This window comes from Aeromicrobium sp. Sec7.5 (assembly GCF_036867135.1).
In the GTDB taxonomy this organism is placed as follows: Bacteria; Actinomycetota; Actinomycetes; order Propionibacteriales; family Nocardioidaceae; genus Aeromicrobium.
Genome location: NZ_JBAJIJ010000001.1, coordinates 895242 through 916287, shown reverse-complemented (window position 1 = coordinate 916287; position 21046 = coordinate 895242). Strand labels below are relative to the sequence as shown.

Annotated in this window: 26 protein-coding genes and 1 tRNA gene; 17 read left to right on the top strand and 10 right to left on the bottom strand. The window is 71.5% G+C overall.

Translation table 11 applies throughout. The features are described 5' to 3' along the window. Nucleotides 1–2: 2 nt before the first annotated feature. Nucleotides 3–1268 carry an iron uptake transporter deferrochelatase/peroxidase subunit gene (gene efeB / locus V6S66_RS04635; RefSeq protein ID WP_334205587.1) on the top strand — a complete coding sequence of 422 codons (1266 nt, stop codon included), beginning with the start codon at nucleotides 3–5 and terminating at the stop codon, nucleotides 1266–1268. Nucleotides 1269–1304: 36 nt separating this feature from the next. Here efeB and V6S66_RS04630 read toward each other — a convergent pair whose 3' ends face one another. Then, complete coding sequence (locus tag V6S66_RS04630; protein WP_334205586.1) at nucleotides 1305–2072, bottom strand: isoprenyl transferase; 768 nt, start codon at nucleotides 2070–2072, stop codon at nucleotides 1305–1307. Between the two features lie 10 nt (nucleotides 2073–2082). Then, a complete protein-coding gene (gene recO / locus V6S66_RS04625; RefSeq protein ID WP_334205585.1) occupies nucleotides 2083–2811 on the bottom strand; it encodes a DNA repair protein RecO in 729 nt (242 codons plus the stop codon). Nucleotides 2812–3012: 201 nt separating this feature from the next. On the opposite strand from recO, the gene V6S66_RS04620 reads away from it, so the two are divergent. Beyond that, a complete protein-coding gene (locus V6S66_RS04620; RefSeq protein WP_334205584.1) occupies nucleotides 3013–3978 on the top strand; it encodes a quinone oxidoreductase family protein in 966 nt (321 codons plus the stop codon). A 13-nt stretch (nucleotides 3979–3991) separates the two neighbouring features. On the opposite strand, the gene V6S66_RS04615 is transcribed toward V6S66_RS04620, so the two are convergent. Continuing rightward, nucleotides 3992–4429 carry a VOC family protein gene (locus V6S66_RS04615; RefSeq protein ID WP_334205583.1) on the bottom strand — a complete coding sequence of 146 codons (438 nt, stop codon included), beginning with the start codon at nucleotides 4427–4429 and terminating at the stop codon, nucleotides 3992–3994. 62 nt (nucleotides 4430–4491) lie between these two features. Here V6S66_RS04615 and V6S66_RS04610 point away from each other — a divergent pair, with 62 nt between their 5' ends. Then, complete coding sequence (locus tag V6S66_RS04610; RefSeq protein ID WP_334205582.1) at nucleotides 4492–4905, top strand: PaaI family thioesterase; 414 nt, start codon at nucleotides 4492–4494, stop codon at nucleotides 4903–4905. A 1-nt stretch (nucleotide 4906) separates the two neighbouring features. Here V6S66_RS04610 and V6S66_RS04605 read toward each other — a convergent pair whose 3' ends face one another. Next, the gene (locus V6S66_RS04605) at nucleotides 4907–6535 is read right to left on the bottom strand and encodes a PucR family transcriptional regulator (RefSeq protein ID WP_334205581.1); all 1629 of its coding nucleotides are present in this window, start codon (nucleotides 6533–6535) and stop codon (nucleotides 4907–4909) included. Between the two features lie 103 nt (nucleotides 6536–6638). Here V6S66_RS04605 and V6S66_RS04600 point away from each other — a divergent pair, with 103 nt between their 5' ends. From V6S66_RS04600 to V6S66_RS04575, 6 genes are read left to right on the top strand one after another with little or no spacing between them, the layout of a single operon-like run. Then, nucleotides 6639–7391 (top strand): hypothetical protein, encoded by a 753-nt coding sequence (locus V6S66_RS04600; protein WP_334205580.1) that lies wholly within the window; start codon nucleotides 6639–6641, stop codon nucleotides 7389–7391. Then, complete coding sequence (gene menC / locus V6S66_RS04595; protein ID WP_334205579.1) at nucleotides 7391–8503, top strand: o-succinylbenzoate synthase; 1113 nt, start codon at nucleotides 7391–7393, stop codon at nucleotides 8501–8503. Before V6S66_RS04600 ends, menC begins: the two co-directional genes overlap by 1 nt. Beyond that, nucleotides 8500–10080: an N-acyl-D-amino-acid deacylase family protein gene (locus V6S66_RS04590; protein WP_334205578.1), complete on the top strand. Its 1581-nt coding sequence runs from the start codon at nucleotides 8500–8502 to the stop codon at nucleotides 10078–10080. Before menC ends, V6S66_RS04590 begins: the two co-directional genes overlap by 4 nt. 35 nt (nucleotides 10081–10115) lie before the next feature. After that, nucleotides 10116–11003, top strand: coding sequence for an ABC transporter substrate-binding protein (locus V6S66_RS04585; protein ID WP_334205577.1), 888 nt, complete (start codon nucleotides 10116–10118; stop codon nucleotides 11001–11003). Nucleotides 11004–11039: 36 nt separating this feature from the next. After that, nucleotides 11040–11936, top strand: a complete 897-nt coding sequence (locus tag V6S66_RS04580; protein ID WP_334205576.1) for an amino acid ABC transporter permease — start codon at nucleotides 11040–11042, stop codon at nucleotides 11934–11936. Further along, on the top strand, nucleotides 11933–12703 hold the full coding sequence (locus tag V6S66_RS04575; RefSeq protein ID WP_334205575.1) for an amino acid ABC transporter ATP-binding protein: 771 nt from the start codon (nucleotides 11933–11935) through the stop codon (nucleotides 12701–12703). Before V6S66_RS04580 ends, V6S66_RS04575 begins: the two co-directional genes overlap by 4 nt. A gap of 64 nt (nucleotides 12704–12767) precedes the next feature. Here the strand turns inward: V6S66_RS04575 and V6S66_RS04570 are convergent, their stop codons facing one another. The 4 genes from V6S66_RS04570 to V6S66_RS04555 form a co-directional block, all read right to left on the bottom strand. Further along, on the bottom strand, nucleotides 12768–12929 hold the full coding sequence (locus V6S66_RS04570) for a hypothetical protein (RefSeq protein WP_334205574.1): 162 nt from the start codon (nucleotides 12927–12929) through the stop codon (nucleotides 12768–12770). 200 nt (nucleotides 12930–13129) lie between these two features. After that, the gene (locus V6S66_RS04565; protein WP_334205573.1) at nucleotides 13130–13252 is read right to left on the bottom strand and encodes a hypothetical protein; all 123 of its coding nucleotides are present in this window, start codon (nucleotides 13250–13252) and stop codon (nucleotides 13130–13132) included. 88 nt (nucleotides 13253–13340) lie between these two features. Next, nucleotides 13341–14453, bottom strand: coding sequence for an FUSC family protein (locus V6S66_RS04560; protein WP_334205572.1), 1113 nt, complete (start codon nucleotides 14451–14453; stop codon nucleotides 13341–13343). A 21-nt stretch (nucleotides 14454–14474) separates the two neighbouring features. Beyond that, nucleotides 14475–14720: a DUF3618 domain-containing protein gene (locus V6S66_RS04555; RefSeq protein ID WP_334205571.1), complete on the bottom strand. Its 246-nt coding sequence runs from the start codon at nucleotides 14718–14720 to the stop codon at nucleotides 14475–14477. A 59-nt stretch (nucleotides 14721–14779) separates the two neighbouring features. On the opposite strand from V6S66_RS04555, the gene bcp reads away from it, so the two are divergent. The 3 genes from bcp (at nucleotide 14780) to V6S66_RS04540 (ending at nucleotide 15941) form a co-directional block, all read left to right on the top strand. Next, nucleotides 14780–15256 carry a thioredoxin-dependent thiol peroxidase gene (gene bcp / locus V6S66_RS04550; protein WP_334205570.1) on the top strand — a complete coding sequence of 159 codons (477 nt, stop codon included), beginning with the start codon at nucleotides 14780–14782 and terminating at the stop codon, nucleotides 15254–15256. A gap of 85 nt (nucleotides 15257–15341) precedes the next feature. Continuing rightward, entirely contained in the window at nucleotides 15342–15845 is a 504-nt protein-coding gene (locus V6S66_RS04545; RefSeq protein WP_334205569.1) for an HNH endonuclease signature motif containing protein, read from the top strand. Nucleotides 15846–15857: 12 nt separating this feature from the next. Next, nucleotides 15858–15941: transfer RNA gene (locus tag V6S66_RS04540), tRNA-Leu, on the top strand. Between the two features lie 8 nt (nucleotides 15942–15949). Here the strand turns inward: V6S66_RS04540 and V6S66_RS04535 are convergent. Then, nucleotides 15950–16375 carry an SRPBCC family protein gene (locus V6S66_RS04535; RefSeq protein WP_334205568.1) on the bottom strand — a complete coding sequence of 142 codons (426 nt, stop codon included), beginning with the start codon at nucleotides 16373–16375 and terminating at the stop codon, nucleotides 15950–15952. Nucleotides 16376–16414: 39 nt separating this feature from the next. On the opposite strand from V6S66_RS04535, the gene V6S66_RS04530 reads away from it, so the two are divergent. Then, nucleotides 16415–16876 (top strand): tRNA (cytidine(34)-2'-O)-methyltransferase, encoded by a 462-nt coding sequence (locus V6S66_RS04530; protein WP_334205567.1) that lies wholly within the window; start codon nucleotides 16415–16417, stop codon nucleotides 16874–16876. A 78-nt stretch (nucleotides 16877–16954) separates the two neighbouring features. Here V6S66_RS04530 and V6S66_RS04525 read toward each other — a convergent pair whose 3' ends face one another. After that, nucleotides 16955–17350, bottom strand: coding sequence for a hypothetical protein (locus V6S66_RS04525; protein WP_334205566.1), 396 nt, complete (start codon nucleotides 17348–17350; stop codon nucleotides 16955–16957). Nucleotides 17351–17503: 153 nt separating this feature from the next. On the opposite strand from V6S66_RS04525, the gene V6S66_RS04520 reads away from it, so the two are divergent. From V6S66_RS04520 to V6S66_RS04505, 4 genes are all read left to right on the top strand, one after another. Further along, complete coding sequence (locus V6S66_RS04520) at nucleotides 17504–18220, top strand: response regulator transcription factor (protein WP_334205565.1); 717 nt, start codon at nucleotides 17504–17506, stop codon at nucleotides 18218–18220. A 5-nt stretch (nucleotides 18221–18225) separates the two neighbouring features. Continuing rightward, nucleotides 18226–19665, top strand: coding sequence for a sensor histidine kinase (locus V6S66_RS04515; protein WP_334205564.1), 1440 nt, complete (start codon nucleotides 18226–18228; stop codon nucleotides 19663–19665). A 67-nt stretch (nucleotides 19666–19732) separates the two neighbouring features. Beyond that, nucleotides 19733–20491: a PspA/IM30 family protein gene (locus V6S66_RS04510; protein WP_334205563.1), complete on the top strand. Its 759-nt coding sequence runs from the start codon at nucleotides 19733–19735 to the stop codon at nucleotides 20489–20491. A 52-nt stretch (nucleotides 20492–20543) separates the two neighbouring features. Then, a complete protein-coding gene (locus tag V6S66_RS04505; protein ID WP_334205562.1) occupies nucleotides 20544–21014 on the top strand; it encodes a DUF2505 domain-containing protein in 471 nt (156 codons plus the stop codon). Nucleotides 21015–21046 lie beyond the last annotated feature (32 nt).

Genomic DNA, 21046 nt, shown 5'->3' with positions numbered 1-21046 from the left:
CGATGAACGAGTCCACGCCGCCGCAGGGGCCCCCGCCCCGCGGCGTCTCGCGCCGGGGCGTCCTCGGCCTGGCCGCGGTCGCAGCGGCGGGCACGGCGGTGGGCTTCGGCACGGCCCGCGCGACGTCGGCCGACGCCGCCGACCCCAGCCGCGGGACGCACGACTTCCACGGCGAGCACCAGGCCGGCATCACGACCGAGGTGCAGCAGCACCTCTACTTCGCGAGCCTCGACATGACCGCCGGTGCCGGTCGCGAGGAGCTCGTCTCGCTGCTGCATGACTGGACCGCAGCAGCAGCGCAGCTCACCGCGGGCCAGGAGGTCGGCGAGACGGGTGCCACCGACGGCTCGCCGCTCGCTCCCCCGGACGACACCGGGGAGGCGCTCGGGCTCGGTCCGCACAACCTCACCCTCACCTTCGGCCTCGGAGCGTCGCTGTTCGACCGGGACGGCGATCCGTTCGGCATCGCGGCGAAGCGACCCGAGGCGCTCACGCCACTCCCCTCGTTCGCGTTCGACCTCCTCGAGGACTCCATCAGCGACGGCGACCTCTGCATCCAGGCGTGCGCCGACGACCCCCAGGTCGTGGTGCACGCGATCCGCAACCTGAGCCGCATCGCGTTCGGGCGCGCCCAGGTGCGCTGGACCCGCCTCGGGTACGGCCGCACCTCACGCACCAGCGCGGGTCAGCAGACACCGCGGAACCTCTTCGGCTTCAAGGACGGCACGGCCAACGTCCTGTCCGACGACGCCGAGGCGCTCGACCGCTGGGTGTGGGCCGACGACGGCTGGATGGCCGGCGGCAGCTACCTCGTGGCCCGCACGATCCAGATGACGATCGAGAGCTGGGACCGCACACGCCTCCAGGAGCAGGAGCTGGTGGTGGGGCGCACCAAGGGTGAGGGCGCTCCGCTCTCCGGTGGCACCGAGATGACCGAACCCGACTTCGCGATGCCGTCCTCGACCGGCGACTTCGCCATGCCGTCGGCCTCGCACGTGCGCCTCGCCCACCCCGACATGAACGACGGGGTGCGCCTGCTGCGGCGCGGGTACAACTACGTCGACGGCAACAACGACCTGGGCCAGATCACCGCCGGGCTGTTCTTCCTGTCCTTCCAGCGTGATCCGGCCCAGTTCGTGCAGGTGCAGACCTCGTTGAAGACCGACGCGCTCAACGAGTACATCCGGCACGTCGGCTCGGCGCTCTACGCCGTTCCGCCGGGCGTCCGCAAGGGCGAGCACATCGCGCAGGGGCTGTTCGAGGCCTGACGCCCTCCCACCAGCCGGCGGGGCGGGGACGGACGATCAGGCCGACCCGTACCGGCGGTTGCGGCGCGCGTACTCCTCGACCGCGGCGAAGAGTGCGCGCCGGTCGACGTCGGGCCACGCGATGTCGCTGAAGACCATCTCGGCGTAGGCCGACTGCCAGAGCAGGAAGTTGCTCGTGCGCTGCTCGCCCGAGGTGCGCCAGAACAGGTCGACGTCGGGCATCCACGGCTCGTCGAGGTAGCGCGCGAACGTGCGCTCGTCGATGCGGTCGGGGTTGACCTTGCCGGCGACGGCGTCGCGCGCGAGCGCCGCCGCCGCGTCGACGATCTCGGCCCGTCCGCCATAGTTGACGCACATCGTGAGCGTGCACACGGTGTTGCGCCGGGTGAGCTCCTCGGCCGCCTCGAGCTCCTTGATGACCGAGCGCCACAGGCGGGGCCGCCGCCCGGCCCAGCGGACGCGCACGCCCATCTCGTGCATCTCGTCGCGACGACGCCGGATGACGTCACGGTTGAAGCCCATCAGGAATCGCACCTCGTCGGGTGAGCGCTTCCAGTTCTCGGTCGAGAACGCATAGGCCGACACGGCCTCGATGCCCAGCTCGACGGCACCCTCGACGACGTCGAACAGGGCCGCCTCCCCCATCTCGTGCCCTGCGGTCCGCGGCAGGCCCCGCTCCTTGGCCCAGCGGCCGTTGCCATCCATGACGATGCCGACGTGCCTCGGCACCTGGTCCAGGGGCAGGTCGGGAGCCCGCACCCCGGACGGGTGCGGACGTGGCGGGCGGACCGGGCGCGTGGACATCGCGTCGAACCTACCGATCGACGTGCGCGAGCGAGCGCAGGGAACGCTCGAGGTGCCAGGCGACGTAGGCGTTGACGATGCCCGTGGCCTCGCGCAACGAGCGGTCGTCGGCGGTGGCGACCGACTCCCAGTCGCCCGTGAGCAACGCACCGAGCAGGGCCACGGTGGGCGCGCTCGGCGCCGACGACCCGGGCACGCGGCAGCGGTCGCACAGGATCCCGCCCGACGCGGCGTGGAAGTTGCGGTGCGGTCCTGGCGTGCCGCACCGCGCACACAGCCCGAAGCTGGGCGCGTACCCCGCGATCGCGAGCGCGCGGAGCTGGTAGGAGTCGAGGAGCTGCCCGGCCGGCTGCCGGCGCTCGCTGAGGGCCCGGAGCGCACCGACGAGCAGCTGGTACTGCGGCAGCGACGCCTCGGAGTCCTCGGGCACGACCCGCTCGGCGGTCTCGAGCATCACGGTGCCCGCGGTGTACGCGCCGTAGTCGCCCCCGAGCGACAGCGAGAACGGGTCGAGCGTCTGCACCTGGGTGACGATGTCGAGCGTGCGGCCGACCGCGAACTGCAGGTCGACGTGCATGAACGGCTCCAGACGGCCGCCCAGACGGCTCGTGGTCTTGCGGACGCCCTTGGCGACCGCGCGCACCTGGCCGTGCTGCCGGCTGAGCATCGTGACGATGCGATCGGCCTCGCCGAGCTTGTGGGTGCGGAGCACGACGGCGGAGTCGCGGTACAGCGTCATGCCACACCTCCGTGTTGATCTCGCCCGTGCTCATCTCGCCCGTGCTCATCTCGCCGCCCAGGGCCCGGCATCCCGTTTCGATTTCGCCGCCCAGGGCCCGGCATCCCTGCCGGGTCTGTCCACCATTCTGCCGCGCTGGCGGGCATCGGGCCGTCTCGACACCCCGCTCCGGGCCCACCATGCGTGCGTAGGGTTGCGGGCATGACCCGTGCCATCGTCATCCGATCCCATGGCGGACCCGAGGAGCTGCGCCTCGAGGAGATCGCCGTGCCGGATCCGGGTCCCGGCGAGCTGCTCGTGGAGGTGCTCGCCGCAGGGGTCAACTTCATCGACACCTACCAGCGCTCGGGCGCCTACGCGACGCCACTTCCGTTCACCCTCGGCAAGGAGGGTGCCGGCCGGGTCATGAAGGCCGGCGCCGACGTCGACGGGGTGCGCGAGGGCGACGTCATCGCCTGGGGCCACGGCTCCGGCTCCTACGCCGAGCACGCGATCGTCCCCGCGTCGCAGGCCGTGGTCGTCCCGGACGGGGTCGATCCGACCACCGCGGCCGCGCTCATGCTCCAGGGAATGACGGCGCACTACCTCGTGCACTCCATCGTCCCGTTCGTCGAGGGCGACACGGTGCTGCTGCACGCCGGCGCAGGCGGTGTGGGCCTGCTGCTCACCCAGCTCCTGGTGCGCGAGGGGGTGCGGGTGCTGACCACGGCCGGCTCGTCGGAGAAGAAGGAGCTCTCGCGCGGCGCTGGCGCGGCCGAGGTGCTCGACTACGAGGGGTTCGGCGCCGCGGCGCGCGACCTGACCGACGGCCGCGGTGTCCGCGCGGTGCTCGACGGTGTCGGCGCCTCGACCTTCGACGAGGGACTCGACGCCCTGCAGCGGCGAGGGACGTTCGTGCTCTTCGGCGCCGCGAGCGGACCGGTGCCCCCGGTCGACCCCCGTGCCCTCAACACGAAGGGATCGCTCGTGCTGACGCGGCCCTCGCTGGCCGACTTCATCGCGGAGCGCGACGAGCTCGAGTGGAGGGCCGCCGACGTGTTCGCGGCCGTGGCCTCGGGTGAGCTCGACGTGCGCATCGGCGGCACCTACCCCCTGGCGGACGCCGCGACGGCGCACGTCGACCTCGAGGGTCGCCGCACGACCGGCAAGCTCCTGCTGCTGCCCTGACGCGGACCCGCGTTCAGTCGAGGCAGAACTCGTTGCCCTCGGGATCGGCCATCGTGACGAACCCGGTCTCCAGGCGACCGTCGGGCTCGACGCGGTACAGACGCGTGGCACCCAGAGCGGTGAGCCGCTCGCACTCGGCCTCCAGCGCCGCCATGCGCTCGTCACCGGCGAGACCGGGCGCGACCCGGATGTCGAGGTGCAACCGGTTCTTGCCGGCCTTCGCATCGAGCACCTGCTGGAAGAAGACACGCGGCCCGGCACCCTCCGGGTCGAGGAGGGCGGACCGTGAGTTGTGCAGCTCGGGCGGCACCCCGAAGGCCGTGAGCGCCTCGACCCAGGTGTCGAACCCCGGCGGCGGCGCCTGGAGCTCGTACCCGAGGGCCGCGGCCCAGAAGCTGGCGAGCCGCGCGGGATCGGCGGCGTCGAACGTGATCTGCACGGTGCGTCCCATGGGGGTCACGTTGCCACCGACCGGTGACCGAAATCGACGACGGGACTGCGACGATGTGGGCCATGACTTCGACCCGCCTCCTCGACGAGGTCCTCGACACCGTGCTCTCCACCCCGTTGCACCAGACGCTGGGGATCCGGCTGCGGGACCCGGAGGACCCGACGGCCGGGCTCGAGGTCGAGGTCGGCCCCGACAACGCCGCCTCGTCCGGCGTGCTGCACGGCGGCCTCCACGGCCTGCTGATCGACGTCTCGGCCTACCTCCTGCTGGCGTCGGAGCTTCCCTCGGGGGCCTTCGCCGCCACCATCAGCTCGTCGGTGTCCCTCGTGGCGGCCGCCCGCGTGGGGAGCACCGTGACGACCTCCGCCCGCATCGACCGGCTCGGCGGAGGCCACGCCTTCCTGTCGGGCCAGGTCGAGTGCGACGGCCAGGTCATCGCCACGGGCCAGATCGTCAAGATCGTCAAGCGTCCCTGAGTCAGCCCCGCGCGCGGGCCCCGAGGGCCAGCGAGCCCTCACTGCCACCCTGGCCCGCGAGACGCACCGTCAGCCAGGCGACGAGCAGGTCGTCGGGTCGCCCCGTCAGACCGCTGATCTCTGCTGCGCGCCGCAGGCGGTACCGCAGGGTGTTGGGGTGGATCGAGAGGGCTGCCGCCGATCGTGCCGTGTCCATGCCGTGGGCGAACCAGACGGCCCACGTGCCGACGAAGTCCGTCGCGTGCCGGGCGTCGTGCTCCCACAGCCGCACGACGCTCGGCGACAGCACCCCCGGCCGGTCCGTCACGGCGCGCCGCAGCCACCACAGCGCCAGGACGCCGTGGTCGCGGTCGGCGCTGAGCACCGCCGTGCCCCGCTCCTCGTCGGCGACCTGTCCGAGCGCGTCGGCCTCCAGGCGCGACTCGCGGACCTGCTCCGGGCTCTCGACGACCGAGCCGATCCCGGCCCGGACCCCGAGCTCCCAGGCAGCGGCGCGAGCGACGAGCACCTCGGCCACCTCCACCGTGCGACCGGCGTCGCGCGCATCCTGCCCGTGCAGCAGGACGTACACCGCTCCCCCGTCCACGTCGACCCCCGCCGCGGGGATCCACCCCGTGGCGTAGCCCTGGACCATGGTCAGGAACCGCTGCCACCTGAGGCGTGGGACGTCGGGACGTGCCTCGTCGTCGACACCCGGGGCGATCTCGCCCACGAACGTCAGGACGACGAACGGCCCCGCCACGGACAGGCCGAGGCGCTGCGTCGCGACTCGCGCCTCGGCACCGCCGCGAATCACGGTCCGCACGAGCGAGGACCTCCGCTCGGACTCGAAGGCTGCCGCGGTACGGACCTGCAGCAGCTGCACGGCGGCCAGCTCCGCAGCTCGCTGGAGCATGGACCCGGCCTCCCGGTCGAGACTGCCGTCCGCGTCGACGATCCAGATCGTGCCCAGGACCTCCTGCCCCAGCCGGATCGCGACGGCGAGGCGGTCCAGGGCGACGCCCACTCCCTCGATGTGCACGGGCCCGTCGCCCGCCAGGACGGCGGCGTACTGAGCGTCGTTCTCCGGCAGCACCGGGACCTGCCGGCCCAGGATCGAGACCCGGCGGTCCTCGTCGATCACCTGGCCCTCGACCGTGGAGTACGCGAGGACGCGCTGTCCGAGGTCCTCGATGCTGACGGCTCCACCGACGATCGCCGCCACGGAGTTGGCGAAGTCGAAGAGATCGGTCGCGGGGCCTCCGTCGCCGGATCGCGCCGATCCCGTGAGCACCGAGGACACGACGCGCTCCACCTGGAGCCACGCCATCTCCGGGTGGGCACCCAGCACCGCGATGCCGGCCTCAGCCGCGACGCGGGTCTCCGGCTCGGTGAGCTGCTCCCGTCGCAGCACGACCGCGTCGAACCCGCAGGCACCCGCGTCTCGCAGGAGCTCCTCGGCCTGCGCCTCCGGCACACCGACACCCAGCAGAACCCCGGCGGCTCCCGGCGGGAGGGCGTCGAGCGGGTCGTGGACGGTGCACGTCGCCGAGCGCACGACGGTGCCGGCCGGCCCTGCGAGGAGCCTGATTCCGGCAGGGGTGAGGCGCTCTGCGAGCTCGCCGGCGGTCAGGTCCTCGCGGGTCAGCATGCGCCGACCGTACCTGCGGATGGTGCATCTCCACTGGATCTTTGACTGATCTTTGGAGTTCTCGACCAAGACAGGCGCACGTCCGCCGACCCACGATGGCGGGGTGCAGATCATCGATGTCGACTCGCTCGACGACCTCCGCGACGTCGAACGGGTGCTGCACTCGGTGTGGGACGCCCCGGGTGGCCACCCGCCCGTGACGCTCGACCTGCTCCGCGCGTTCCAGCACCTGGGCGGGCACGTCTGCGCCGCCGTCGTCGAGGACGTGGCCGTGGCGGCGTCCGTCGCGGTCCCCGCCGGCGAACCGGGCGTCCTGTACTCGATCCTCACGGGCGTCGCGGCGGAGCACGCCGGTCAGGGCATCGGTCGTCGGATCAAGCTCCACCAACGCTCGAGCGCGGCCCGCCTGGGCTATGACCACATCCGCTGGACCTTCGACCCCTTGGTGCGCCACAACGCCCGGTTCAACCTCCGGACGCTCGGCGCGCGGGTCGTGGGATACGAGCCCGACTTCTTCGGACCGCTGACGGATGCCTTCAACGCCGGAGCACCGACCGATCGTCTGGTCGTCGACTGGCCGATCACGACGGGCGTCCTCGGCCTCCCGGTCGGACCGGGCCCGCGCGTCGAGGTCGTCGAGACAGGCCCCGACGACGAGCCCGCGGTCGTGACCGATCACGAGCACACCTGGATCCGCGTCCCGGACGACATCGTGGCGCTGCGCGGGTCCTCCCGGACCGAGGCCGCCCGGTGGACGCAGACGGCACGCACCCACCTGGCGCCTGCCGCACGCCGTCAGGCCGTCGCGGGCCTGAGCGCCGACGGCTGGTTCGTGCTCGAGGGCCGGACCGCCTGATGACGATCCTGTCGGTGCGGCTCCACCTGGTCGAGCTCCCCCTCGTGCGGCCGTTCCGGACGTCCTTCGGGACGTCGACCACGCGACAGCTGCTCGTGCTGAGGCTCGAGACCGAGACTGGCGTCGGCTGGGCCGAGTGCGCCGCGGATCCCGAGCCGCTGTACAGCGCCGAGTTCCTGACCGGCGCCTCGCTCGTGCTGCGCGACCACCTGCTGCCTCGGCTGCTCGCGTGGCCCGACCTGGACGCGGCGCACGTCGGCACGGCTCTCGCGGCCGTGACCGGACACCCCATGGCCAAGCACGTGCTCGAGACCGCCGTCCTCGACGCGGAGTGCCGGGCCCAGGGGCAGTCCTTCGGCGAACGGCTCGGCGCCACCCGCACCCACGTGCCCGCGGGGGTCTCCGTCGGGATCGCCGACGACCTCCCGGCCCTGTTGACCGAGGTCGAGGGGTACCTGGCCGCCGGCTACCAGCGGATCAAGCTCAAGATCGAGCCGGGCTGGGACCTCGCGCCCGTCGCGGCCGTCTGCCGGGCCTTCGGTGACGTCCCGCTCCAGGTCGACGCCAACGCGGCCTACACCGCAGGAGATCTCGCGCACCTCGCGCGCCTCGACGACTTCGCCCTGCTGCTGGTCGAGCAACCCTTCGGCGAGGACGATCTGGTCACCCATGCCCGAGCCGCCGACCTCTGGTCGACCCCGGTGTGCCTCGACGAGAGCATCGGATCGACTCACGACCTGCAGACCGCGCTGGCGCTCGGTGCGTGCCAGGTCGTCAACGTCAAGCCGTCCCGCGTCGGCGGGTACCTGGAGGCCGTGCGCATCCACGACCTCGCGGTCGCGCACGGAGTACCGGTGTGGTGCGGCGGCATGCTGGAGACCGGGATCGGCCGTTCGGCCAACCTCGCACTCGCCGCACTGCCAGGATTCACCCTTGTGGGTGACGTGTCGGCAAGCCGTCGCTACTACCGCCAGGACCTGACCGAGGAGCTCGTGCTGCGCGACGGCCAGATCGCGGTACCGACGGGCGCCGGCACCGGGCTCGAGGTCGACGAGACCGTCCTGGCCGATCTGTCCACGTCCGTCGTGGAGCTGGTCGGGGCGCCCGCATGACGCGGCGGACGGTCGTGAGCGGTGGCGTCGTGGTCGACGGCACCGGCGCGGCGCGCCGCCGGGCCGATCTCCTGCTCGTCGACGACCGGATCGACGCCGTCGTCGACCCGGGCGGGCTCGCCGGCGTGGAGGCCCGCCACGTGGACGCGTCCGGGCTCGTGGTCGCTCCAGGATTCATCGACATCCACTCCCACGCGGACGGCTCCTTCCTCCTGGCCGGCGACGTGTCGAAGATCCTGCAGGGCGTGACGAGCGAAATCGTCGGCAACTGCGGAGCTTCGTTGGCACCGCTCGGTGCAGCGACGTCGCACCCGACCGCCGACCGTCTGGTCGCCGACGGGACACGACCCTCGTGGCAGAGCGTCACGGAGCTCGTCGAGGCCGGGCGGGACCGCCACGTCACGCACGTCGGGATGCTGGTGGGTCACGGCACCTTGCGTGAGCTGGTCGGGGGCCACGCCACCCAGGCGATCGACGACCACCAGCGGACGGCCATGTGCCTGGCCCTCGCGGCCGGCCTCGAGTCGGGAGCCTTCGGACTCTCCTCCGGGCTGGTGTACGCCCCCGGGGTCTTCGCGCCGGAGAGCGAGCTGCAGGCACTCGTGGAGGTGCTGGGCGCCGAGCACGTGTACGCGACCCACCTGCGCAACGAGTCCGACCAGCTCATGGAGTCGATCGAGGAGACGCTGCGCACGACGGCGACGACCGACGCCCACGTGCAGATCTCGCACCTCAAGGCCACAGGACGACGCAACCACGGAAGCACCGCGACGGCGTTGCGCCGGCTCGACCGGGCCCGTGCGGACGGTCGCCTGATCGGACAGGACGTCTACCCGTACACGGCGGCCTCCACGGCCCTCACGGCCTGCCTGCCCCCGTGGGCGCTCGCCGGCGGAACCATGGCCCTGCTGGCCCGCCTCGGCGATGCCGGGATGGTCGCGCGCCTGCGCACCGACGTGGAGTCCGCGCCACCGCACCTGTGGGAGAACCCGGTCGCGAGCGCCGGCTGGGACGGCGTCGTGCTCGCGGGCACGGCCTCGGGCGTCGACGAGGGCGAGAGCCTCGCCGCGATCGCCGACCGCGAGGGCATGGACCCCTTCGACGTGCTCGTCATGATCGTCCGCCGCGAGTCCGGGCGCGCGAGCATGGTGGAGCACTCGATGAGCGAGGACGACGTCGAGCACGTGCTCCGCCACCCGCACACCGTCGTGGCGTCCGACGGGCTCCCCGTGACGGCTGGTGCGCGGCCCCATCCCCGTCTCCACGGCACGTTCCCACGCCTCCTGGGTCGCTACGTCCGCGAGCGCGGCGTGCTGGATCTGGAGACGGCGATCCACCGGATCACCGGTCTGCCCGCGCACAGCTACCGTCTGCGCGACCGCGGGACGATCCGTCGTGGCGCCGTCGCCGACCTCGTCGCGTTCGACCCGGACACGATCGCCGACCGCGCGACCTACGACCGACCGACGCTCCCCCCGACCGGGATCGCGTGGGTCATGCAGAACGGCCGCACCAGCGTCGCCGACGGGCAGTGGCTCGGTCGTCGACGCGGACAACACCTCACCCCCCACAGCTGACCCAGCAGTTCCGCCCCCCGAAAGAAGGAATCCTCATGAAGACCACCCACCGGCTCGCCCTCGGGCTCACCGCAGGCCTCACGGCCTGCCTGCTCAGCGCCTGCGGCGGCGCCAGCGACGAGGCACCGACGATCGACTCGAGCAAGATCGACGAGGAGCTGCGCGCGATGCTCCCAGCCGACGTGCGGGAGAAGGGTGTTCTCGAGGTCGCCTCGGACGTGCCCTACCCGCCGTTCGAGTTCTACGACACCGATGGCAAGACCGTGATCGGCCTGGACGCGGACCTGGGCAAGGCCATCGGCGACCTGCTGGGGCTGCAGCTGAACTTCAACGCGGTCACGTTCGACACGATGATCCCCTCGCTCAAGGCCGGCAAGTACGACCTCGCCCTCACGGGGATGTCGGACACCCCCGAGCGCCAGGCGGAGGTGACGTTCGTCGACTACCTCACGACCGGCGGCTCCTTCATGGTCACGAATGGCTCGTCCGCACAGCCGGCGGAGCTCGCGGACCTGTGCGGACTCACGGTCGGCGCCCAGTCGGGCACGTCGATCGTGACGTTCCTCGAGACCCAGGTCGCGCCGGAGTGCCCGGCATCGGCGCCGATGGACCTGTCGCAGTTCACGGGTCAGGACGACCTGGTGACCGCCCTGCGCAGCGCCCGGGTCGAGGTGGCCGTGATCCCGTCCCCCTCGGCGGGCTACCTCGTCGAGACCACGGACGACGAGTTCGAGATCCCCTTCAACCTCGACGTCGGTCTTCTGGGCATCGCCTTCCCGCGCGATGACGACCAGCTCGCCTCGGCCTTCCAGGCCGCGCTCCAGAAGCTCATGGACGACGGGACCTACGCGACGATCCTGGAGTCGTACGGCGTCACCGAGAACTCCCTGGACGAGGCCACGATCGACGCCGGGACCTCCTGAGCCATGGAGCCCCGCCCCGTGAGTGCGCTGACCCCGGTGCCCGTCCGTCCTCTGCGACGGCCGTGGCGCTGGGGGGCGGCGGTCATCGTCCTGGTGCTCGCCGCCCTCCTGGTCCGGTCGCTGGCGACCAACCCCCGGTTCGAGTGGTCGGTCGCGTGGGACTACGTCTTCTCGCGGCAGCTCGCCGAGGGTGCACTGATGACCCTGCGCCTGACCGTGCTGTGCATGGTCATCGGTGTCACCCTCGGGATCGTGGTGGCGGTCATGCGCCAGTCGGACCTGTGGCTGGTGCGTCGGGCGGGTGACCTCTACGTCTGGTTCTTCCGGGGCACGCCGGTGCTGGTCCAGATCATCTTCTGGTTCAACCTGGCGGCGCTGTACCCGTCGATCGACCTCGGCATCCCCGGCCTCGACCCGTTCGTGAGCCTGGACGCCAATGAGCTCATCACCCCGACGGCCGCCGCCCTCCTCGCCCTCGGCCTGAACGAGGGCGCCTACATGTCGGAGATCGTCCGGGCCGGGCTGCTGTCGGTCGACGACGGACAGCACGAGGCCGCCCAGTCGCTGGGCATGTCACGGACGCGCATCATGCGGCGCATCGTCCTGCCCCAGGCGATGCGGGTCATCATCCCGCCGACCGGGAACGAGACGATCGGAATGCTGAAGACGACGTCTCTCGTCTCGGTCGTCGCGGTGGCCGACCTGCTGTACGTCACGCAGACGATCTACTCCCAGACGTTCCAGACCATTCCGCTCCTGATCGCGGCCAGCCTCTGGTACATCGCGCTGACCACGATCCTGTCGATCGGCCAGGCGCGGCTGGAGAAGCGGTTCTCGCGGGGGTCGCACACGAGCGGGCCCACCCCGACCGGCTTCCGCCTCCGCACCGCCCTGACCCGATTCCACGCCCCGACCCCGAGGAGCGCACCATGACCGCCGACCAGCCCGTCGTCCTGGCCGAGGGCATCCACAAGAGCTTCGGCCGCACCGAGGTGCTGCGGGGGGTCGATCTCTCCGTCGACGGCGGCGAGGTGTGCTGCATCATCGGCCCGTCAGGCTCCGGCAAGTCGACGCTGCTGCGATGCATCAACCACCTCGAGAAGATCGATGCCGGCCGCATCTGGGTCGACGGGCAGATGGTCGGCTACGCCGATCACGGCGACCATCTGCAGGAGCTGCCCGACCGGGAGGTGCAGCGGCGACGTGCCCAGATCGGCATGGTCTTCCAACGGTTCAACCTGTTCCCGCACCTGACCGCGCTGGAGAACCTGATGGAAGCCCCGGTCGGGGTCTCGCGGCGACGCCGCTCCGAGGTCGAGGAGCATGCCCGGTGGCTCCTGGACCGGGTCGGGCTGGGCGCCAAGGCGGACGCCTACCCGCGGCACCTCTCCGGAGGCCAGCAGCAGCGGGTCGCCATCGCCCGGGCGCTCGCGATGCGTCCGCGGGTCATGTTGTTCGACGAGCCGACCAGCGCCTTGGACCCCGAGCTCGTCGGCGAGGTGCTGACCGTGATGCAGACGCTCGCCGCCGAGGGCATGACGATGATCGTCGTGACCCACGAGATCGCGTTCGCGCGGGAGGTCGCCGACACGCTCGTCGTCATGGACGACGGCCAGGTCGTCGAGAGCGGTCCCGCCCGTCAGGTCATCGCCTCTCCCAGCAGTCCGCGCACCCGCGACTTCCTCTCGCGCGTCTCCTGACCGCACGAGGCGGCGTGCGGACGGCGCCGAGACCGCAGGGGTCTCGGCGCCGCCCGTGCGTCGCCTAGCGGTTGATGCGCGCGGCGTACGCGTCGCTGATCCGCGCGTCACGCTGGGCCTGCTGGGCGCGACGCTCACGCGCCTGGTTGAGCAGGACCTGACGATCCGCCTCCGAGAGCTCGTCCCAGGCGCGCTTGACGCGGGCCTGGCGACCGAATCGAGCCATGTCCGACACCTCCTTCCGGGTGGATCGGCCGGCAGCTGGGCCGGAGAGAGGGGTGGTCGGATGGGTGTGTGCGGGCATGGTCTCGTCGGTGCGTGATGGGGGGTTGATGGTCATGGCGCGCCTCCTTTCGTGATGAGTGGACAAAGAAAACCGCTCCGGATCGTCGATCCGGAGCGGTGAGTGGACGTGCCGTGATGGGGCTACGGCAGGTGCACGACTCCGGAGGGCGAGCCGACGAGGAACCGGACGGCGTCGAACGCGCGGCAAGAGGCGTCGTTCGTCGAGGCGCGGTGCGCGTCGGTCGTCGTGATGTGGTTCGTCAAGGGGCTCACCTCCTTCGTCGTGCTGGTGGGAGCAGGCTAGCGCGGCCAGGATCCACCTGTCGAGACCGACGCGCGGGTGACCGGTCGATCAGTCGAACGCGAGCAGGTCGCCGAGCTCGTCGCGCGGGACACCGCTGGCCGAGAGCAGGTCGGCGGCGAGCGAGCGCACCTGCGCCCCGATCGCCGCGGCGTTGATCGTCATCTCGTCCTGGAGGCACGTGATCGCCAGGCGCGCGGACCCCACGAGCTCGTCGCGCGCCTCCGCGAAGCTGTCGTGCGTCGCGAGGTCGTCGGCGTAGATCCGCACGGCACTGCCCATCCGCTCGATCGCCCGCTGCATGTCGTCCGGGGCCACCTCGCCGTGGCGGAGCATGGCCGCCACCCGGCGGGCGAGCACGCGCAGGTCGCGCAGGGCGTTGTCGAGGTCGCGCACCGAGCCGACGAAGCGCTGCAGCTCGTCGCGCTGGCGCCAACGGACGGGCGACATGCGGGCGATCTCGGCGACGTTGACCCCGGTGGACGACACCGAGTCCATCAAGGTCTGGGCCGACCTCGCCTGGCCGAGCGCGATGTCGGCCAGCGCCGCGTCGCCCGTGCGCATCGACTGGGCGATCCGGTCGAGCACCTCGGCGACGTCCTCGAGGAGGCGCTGCACCTGGACGTTCATGTCGCGGACGGGGTTGCGCGGAAGCAGGAGGACCATCGCGAGACCGCAGGCCCCGCCCACCAGGGAGTCGAGGAAGCGGGTCACGGCAGGGTTGCCCGCACCCGTGGCCGGGAGGACGGCCGCCAGCAGCACGGCGGAGTTTGCCGCCTGGGTCAGGGCGAGACCCTTGATGCCGACGAGCGTCGCGACCGCGACCGTGAGGGCGACCACCAGCGCGATCTGCCACGCGCCGCGGCCGATCGAGAGGATCAGGAGCTCGCCGACGAAGACGCCGATCGCGACGCCGACGACCAGCTCGATCGTGGTGCGTCCGCGCTGGCCGGCTCCGGCGATGATGACGATGACGGCGGCGATGGGCGCGAAGAACGCCTGCTGGTGACCCAGCAGGTGCGTCGCGATGCCGTACGCCGCTGCCGTGGAGATGCTGAGGCGCAGCATGAGCCGCCAGCGACGGCGCAGCGTGGCCCAGCGATCGGCGAAGGACTCCCGTGGCCGGGGCACCCGGCGCAGGGCCAGGAGCGGGTGCGGCCTCATGCCGCCATCACGACCGGGTCGTCACCGGCTCAGGCGGCGCACCACGATCGCCGCGGCGACGATGCCGGCCACACCGGCGACGATCGGCACGATCGTCTCGAAGCGGGGCGACCCGCTCTCGTCGACGAACTTCGCCTTCACGGACGCGGCCGTGCGGCGGGCGATGGACTTGGGGCTCGTTCGATCGATCAACGTGTCGATCGTGGTGGCGAGGTGCTCCCGCACCTCGTCGATCTCGGCCACCAGCTGGTCGGTCTCACGCGCCACGTCTCGCTCCTGTCCACCTCGGTCGGGGCGGGCTGCCCGTCTGGGCAAGGATAGGGGTCATGACGACGCGACTGCAGCCCGGCGACCCCGCCCCCGACTTCACCCTGCCTTCCGACACCGGCGAGGACGTCACGCTGTCGGACCTGCGGGGCTCCTCGGTCATCGTGTACTTCTACCCCGCGGCGATGACGCCGGGCTGCACGAAGCAGGCCTGCGACTTCAGCGACTCGATCGATCGGCTGAAGTCCGAGGGGTACGAGGTCCTCGGCATCTCCCCCGACAAGCCGGCGAAGCTCGCGAAGTTCCGCGAGAACGACGGCCTCACGATCACGCTTCTCTCGGACCCCGAGAAGGAGGTCCTGACGGCGTGGGGCGCGTTCGGCGAGAAGAAGCTCTACGGCAAGGTCGTGAACGGCGTGATCCGCTCGACGTTCGTGGTCGACCCCGAGGGGACGATCAGCCACGCGGCCTACAACGTCAAGGCCACGGGCCACGTCGCCAAGCTCCGCCGCGACCTCGGCCTCGGCCTCGACTGAGGGTCGGTCCGGACCACGGCAGGTTGTCCACAGCCCATGCCGCCAAGCATCACGGGTGTCGGTAGGCGCTCCTAGCGTCCCTGGCATGAGAGGTCCGTACACGTACACCCGCGAGCTCCTGGAGCCGCTCGTGATCGAGTCGACGTCCGTGGCCGAGGTCGTTCGCAAGCTCGGCCTGGGGCCCAACGGTGGCGCGCACACCCATCTCAGCCGCGTCATCAAGAGGCATGGGTTCGACACCTCGCACTTCCGTCGACCCGGGAAGGGCCAGAGGTACACGCGCTTGACGCCGGAACAGATCCTGGTCCGGCGCGGTCCTTCGCAACGACGTGCTCATGCGCACATGCTCCGTCGTGCGCTGCGCGAGTCCGGGCGACCCTACTGCTGCGATCGCTGCGGGAACCCTGGGCAGTGGATGGGCGAGGATCTCACGCTCGAGGTGGACCACATCGACGGCGACATCCACAACAACACCGCCGAGAATCTCCGGTTCCTCTGCCCGAACTGCCACCGGCTCACCGCCATCTTTGCGGGTCGCAGCCGCGGAGTGCACATCCTCGCCGATCGCGCGGCAGCCCGTGAGCCATAGAATCTCGTGACGGCCGAAGTGGTGGAAAGGCAGACACGCGGCGCTTAGGACGCCGTACCTCAGGGTGTGCGGGTTCGAATCCCGCCTTCGGCACCAGAGTCAGATCACGGGACGAGCTTGCCGAGGCCCTTGCCGACGGCGACCGTCAGGATCTTGCCGACGAGCGGGGCGAGTCCGGGCACGGCGGCGTCGAAGCCGATCGTGTAGTCCAGGCGGGTGCCACCGTCAGCGGTCGGCGTGAGCGCCTGACGACCCCAGTGCCCCTTGAGCGGCGAGCCCTTCGTGATCTTGTACTCGATCAGCGCCGGACGGTCGGCCACCGTGGTGGTCTCGTGGAACGCCGGGAGCGGCCCGATCTTGAGGGACCGGGTCGACCCGACCCCGTTGCGCTCGGTGTCGCCGTCCTTGACGCGCGTGATCTTCGCGGCGAAGACGGGTCCGAGGTTCTCGTGCTCGGCGAGGGCGTCGAACACGACCTCCGGGCTCGAGGTGAAGACGTGGGAGATGCGTACACGCGTGGGGGCGGCCATGAGCGTTGAGTGTAGGGGGCGCCGAGTAGTCTGCGAGCCGTGTTCCAGATCTGCTTCGTCGAGCCGCGGATCGCCGGCAACACCGGGAGCGCGATCCGCCTGGCCGCAGCGACCGGCGCCCACCTGCATCTGGTCGCCCCGCTCTTCGACCTCGAGGACAGCAAGCTGCGGCGCGCGGGCCTGGACTACCACGACCTCGCCGTCGTCACGGTGCACGACTCCCTCGACGCCGCGTACACCGCCTGGGGCGAGGCACGGGTCTTCGCGTTCACGACGTCGGCCACCCGCAGCCACACCGACGTCGCCTACGAGCCGGGCGACGTGCTGATGTTCGGGTCGGAGCCGACCGGCCTGCCCGAAGACGTCCAGCACGACGCCCGCGTCACCGACCGGCTCCGCATCCCCATGCTCGAGTCCCGCCGTTCGATGAACCTCGCGAACTGTGCCTCGATCGCGGTGTACGAGGCGTGGCGCCAGCAGGGCTTCCCCGGCGCCGTCTGAGCCGCACGGCTGCCCGCCGGGCCACCGCCCGCTTGAGCGACAGGCGGGGGTCAGGAGGCGGGGGTCGAAGGGTGGGGGTCAGGACGTGGGATCCGCCGAGCCGAGGTCGTCGGAGTCCGGGGCGTCGGCCGGGTCGGGTGCAGCCGGTGGCCCGCCCTCCGGGCGCTGACCCGCACCCGGGCCGCCACCGGGCGCCTGACCCGGCTGTCCGGGTCCCTGTCCGGGTCCCTGCTCGGGTCCGCGTGCCGGGAACTGGCCCTGGCCGGGGCCCCGTGTGCCGTCCGAGCCGAGCGCGAGACCCACCCCGGTCCCGGCCCCGACTCCGGCCAGCAGCGCGATCCCGGCGACGACCGCGGCGATCCGCACCGAGGTGCTGCGCCGCTCCCTCGCCGGGGCGGGGTCGACGGTCGGTGCGGGGTCGGACGCCGGGTCAGGCGGCGGGACGGAGGACTCGATCGTGGTGGTGTCAGTCATGGCTCCACGGTGCGCGTCGGTCCTGTCGCCCACCTGTGCTGCGCCCAGCCATCTCCTGGGGAACCACCGCCATTGCCGGTCGGCGGCGAACTCACAGGTTCGCCACAGGTCATTGCCAGCCGATCCGCCGGCGCATGGCCCCACACTGGGGCCATGCCCCCCGCCCTCACCCGCCCGGACGGCTCGCCGGTCCGGGTCCTCGTGGTCGACGACGAGGCGAACATCGCCGAGCTGCTCCAGATGGCCCTGCGGTTCGAGGGGTGGGACGTCTCGACCGCGGCGACCGGGCGGAGCGCCGTGCAGGCCGTTCGCGACTCCCGGCCCGACGCGATCGTGCTCGACATGATGCTGCCGGACTTCGACGGCCTCGAGGTCCTCAGACGCATCCGCGCGTTCGCCCCGGAGGTGCCGGTCGTGTTCCTGACGGCGCGCGACGCCGTCGAGGACCGCGTCCAAGGCCTCACGGCCGGTGGTGACGACTACGTGACCAAGCCGTTCAGCCTCGAGGAGGTCGTGGCACGCCTCCGCGGGCTGCTGCGCCGCTCCGGAGCGCTCGAGCACCGCGAGAGCCACGTGCTCATGGTCGGTGACCTGACGCTCGACGAGGACAGCCACGACGTGTTCCGCGGCGCCGACGAGATCGCCCTCACCGCGACCGAGTTCGAGCTCCTGCGCTACTTGATGCGTAACCCGAAGCGGGTGCTCAGCAAGGCCCAGATCCTCGACCGGGTCTGGAACTACGACTTCGGCGGCCAGGCCAACGTGGTCGAGCTGTACATCTCGTACCTGCGCAAGAAGGTCGACGTCGGCCGCGAGCCCATGATCCACACCAAGCGCGGTGCCGGGTACGTCCTCAAGCCGGCCTCCTGACGCCCGTGCCCCGCCTCCTGCCGGCGACCCTCACGGGACGCCTCATCGTCACCGCGGTGGCCCTCGTGGCCGTCGTGGGGATCGGCGTGTCCGCGTTCGCGGCGCTGACGATGAGGTCGTACCTGACCGACCGCCTCGACTCCCAGCTCCACGACAGCCTCGACCGCTCCACGCGCGAGCTCGACCGCCTGCCGGGCGGGCCTCGTCCCCCGGAGACCGGACCCCTCCCCGTCGCGGTCGGTCAGGGCGAAGGCACGCTGACGGCCGTGTTCCGTGGCTCCGCCGGACGCGGCGACCTCGTGGGCGACGGCCAGCAGGAGACGCTGTCCGACGCGGTGCTCGAGGTGCTCGCCGAGCAGCCGACCGACGACGTGGCCCGCACCGTCGACCTCGGCCGGCTGGGCGCGTACCGCCTGCTGGCGGTCCGGGGCGACGACGGCGCGGTCGTCGTCGTCGGCCTGCCCACCACCGACGTCGACGAGACGTTGACGATCATGCTGCTGTGGGCAGGTCTGCTCACCCTGACCGGCACCGTGGCAGCGGCTGCGGCCGCCCGGGTGCTGGTGCGCCGACAGCTCCGTCCGCTCCGTGACGTCGCAGCCACCGCGCACGAGGTCTCACGACTCCCCCTGTCGAGCGGCGCGGTGGTGGGCACGCCCCGGGTGCCGGGGAACCTGACCGACCCCGCGACCGAGGTCGGGCGGGTCGGGGACGCGCTGAACCTGCTCCTCGAGCACGTCGAGGAGTCGCTCGAGGCCCGCCACCAGAGCGAGCAGCAGGTCCGCCGCTTCGTGGCGGACGCGTCTCACGAGCTGCGGACCCCGCTGGCCACGATCGCGGGGTACACCGAGCTCGTGCACCGCTCGGGCGGGGACCCCGAGGTCGTGCGCCAGGCCCTGGCGAAGGTCGAGACGGAGTCGACGCGGATGTCCTCGCTCGTGAACGACCTCCTGCTGCTCGCGCGGCTCGAGTCGGGACGCCCGCTCGACCGGGCCAGCGTGGACCTGACCCAGATCGTGCTCGAGGCGGTCTCCGACCGGCAGGTCGTCGACCCGGGGCGCCGGTGGACCCTGGAGCTCCCCGACGACGCCGTCGAGGTCACCGGTGACGCGGGTCGCCTCCACCAGGCCGTGACCAACCTCCTGACCAACGCGACCCGGCACACCCCGGAGGGCAGCGCCGTCACGACCTCGCTGCGCCGCAGCCCGCTCGGCGTCGCGCTCACGGTGCGCGACGACGGACCCGGGATCGACCCGTCGCTCCTGCCGCACGTCTTCGACCGGTTCGCGCGCGGCGACTCCTCGCGCACCCGTGCGTCCGGCGGCGCCGGGCTCGGCACCTCCATCGTGAAGGCGATCGTCGAGGCCCACGACGGACGCGTGACGGTGCGGAGCAGGCCCGGCGACACCGCCTTCACGGTGCACCTGCCCACCACTCCCGGTTGAGCGCAGGCCCTCTGTGCGCTTGACTCGGGGCACACACCCCCACTCGCTCGGACGAAGAGGACCCACCATGGCCCAGAAGCAGTCCATCCTCGGTCGGATCAGCCAGCTCACGCGCGCGAACATCAACTCGCTGCTCGACAAGGCCGAGGACCCGCAGAAGATGCTCGACCAGCTCGTGCGCGACTACACGAGCTCGATCGCCGAGGCGGAGGACGCCGTCGCCCAGACGATCGGCAACCTGCGGCTCGCGGAGTCCGACCACGCCGAGGACGTCGCGGCGGCCAAGGAGTGGGGTGGCAAGGCCCTGGCCGCGTCGCAGCGGGCCGACACCCTGCGCACGAGCGGCCAGGCCGGCGAGGCCGACCGCTTCGACCAGCTGGCCAAGCTCGCGCTGACCAAGCAGATCTCGTTCGAGAACGAGGCCAAGCAGGCCGCGCCCATGATCGCCTCGCAGGGCGAGACGGTCGAGAAGCTCAAGGTCGGCCTGGTGCAGATGCGCGTCAAGCTCGACGAGCTCAAGGTCAAGCGCGACCAGCTCGTGGCTCGCGCCAAGACCGCCGAGGCCCAGGCCAAGGTGGCCGACGCGGTCAAGTCGATCGACGTGCTCGACCCCACCAGCGAGCTGTCGCGCTTCGAGGAGAAGGTCCGTCGCGACGAGGCGCTCGTGGCGGGCAAGGCCGAGCTGGCCTCGTCGAGCCTCGACTCGCAGTTCGCCGAGCTCGAGATCGACTCCGACCAGCTCGAGGTCGAGGCGCGCCTGGCCGAGCTCAAGGCGCTGCAGACCGGCACCCAGCAGGCCGTCGAGGGCGAGGGCAGCGTCCGCTGACCTCGCGGTCGGACTCGCTGACAACCCCGCGATCGCCTGACAGGATGTGCGCATGAAGCTCTCCGAGACATTCACTTACGACGCCGGCGTCGACGAGGTGTACGGCCTCATCACGTCCGAGGCGTTCCGCACCGAGACCGCTGAGGATCAGGGGTCGATCGACTACGACGTGAACGTCGAGGACGGCGTCGTCACGATCGTGCGCTCGATGCCGGCCGACCTGCCCGACTTCGTCAAGAAGCTCACCGGGCCCACGGTCAAGGTCAAGCAGACCGAGAAGTGGAGCCAGAAGAGCGACGGCTCCCGGGTGGCCGACGTCAAGGTCTCGATCGTCGGCCAGCCGGCCGAGATGCTGGGCACCGCGGCGCTCGAGGACGACGGCAAGGGTGGCACCGTCTTTACGGTCAAGGGTGACGTCAAGGTCTCGATCCCGCTGCTCGGCCGCAAGATCGAGCCCGAGATCCACAAGCAGATCGTGCGCTCGCTCAACGCCGAGGTGCGGCTGGGCAAGACCAAGATCTGATCACGACCACCACGAGGGCCCCGCATCCGACC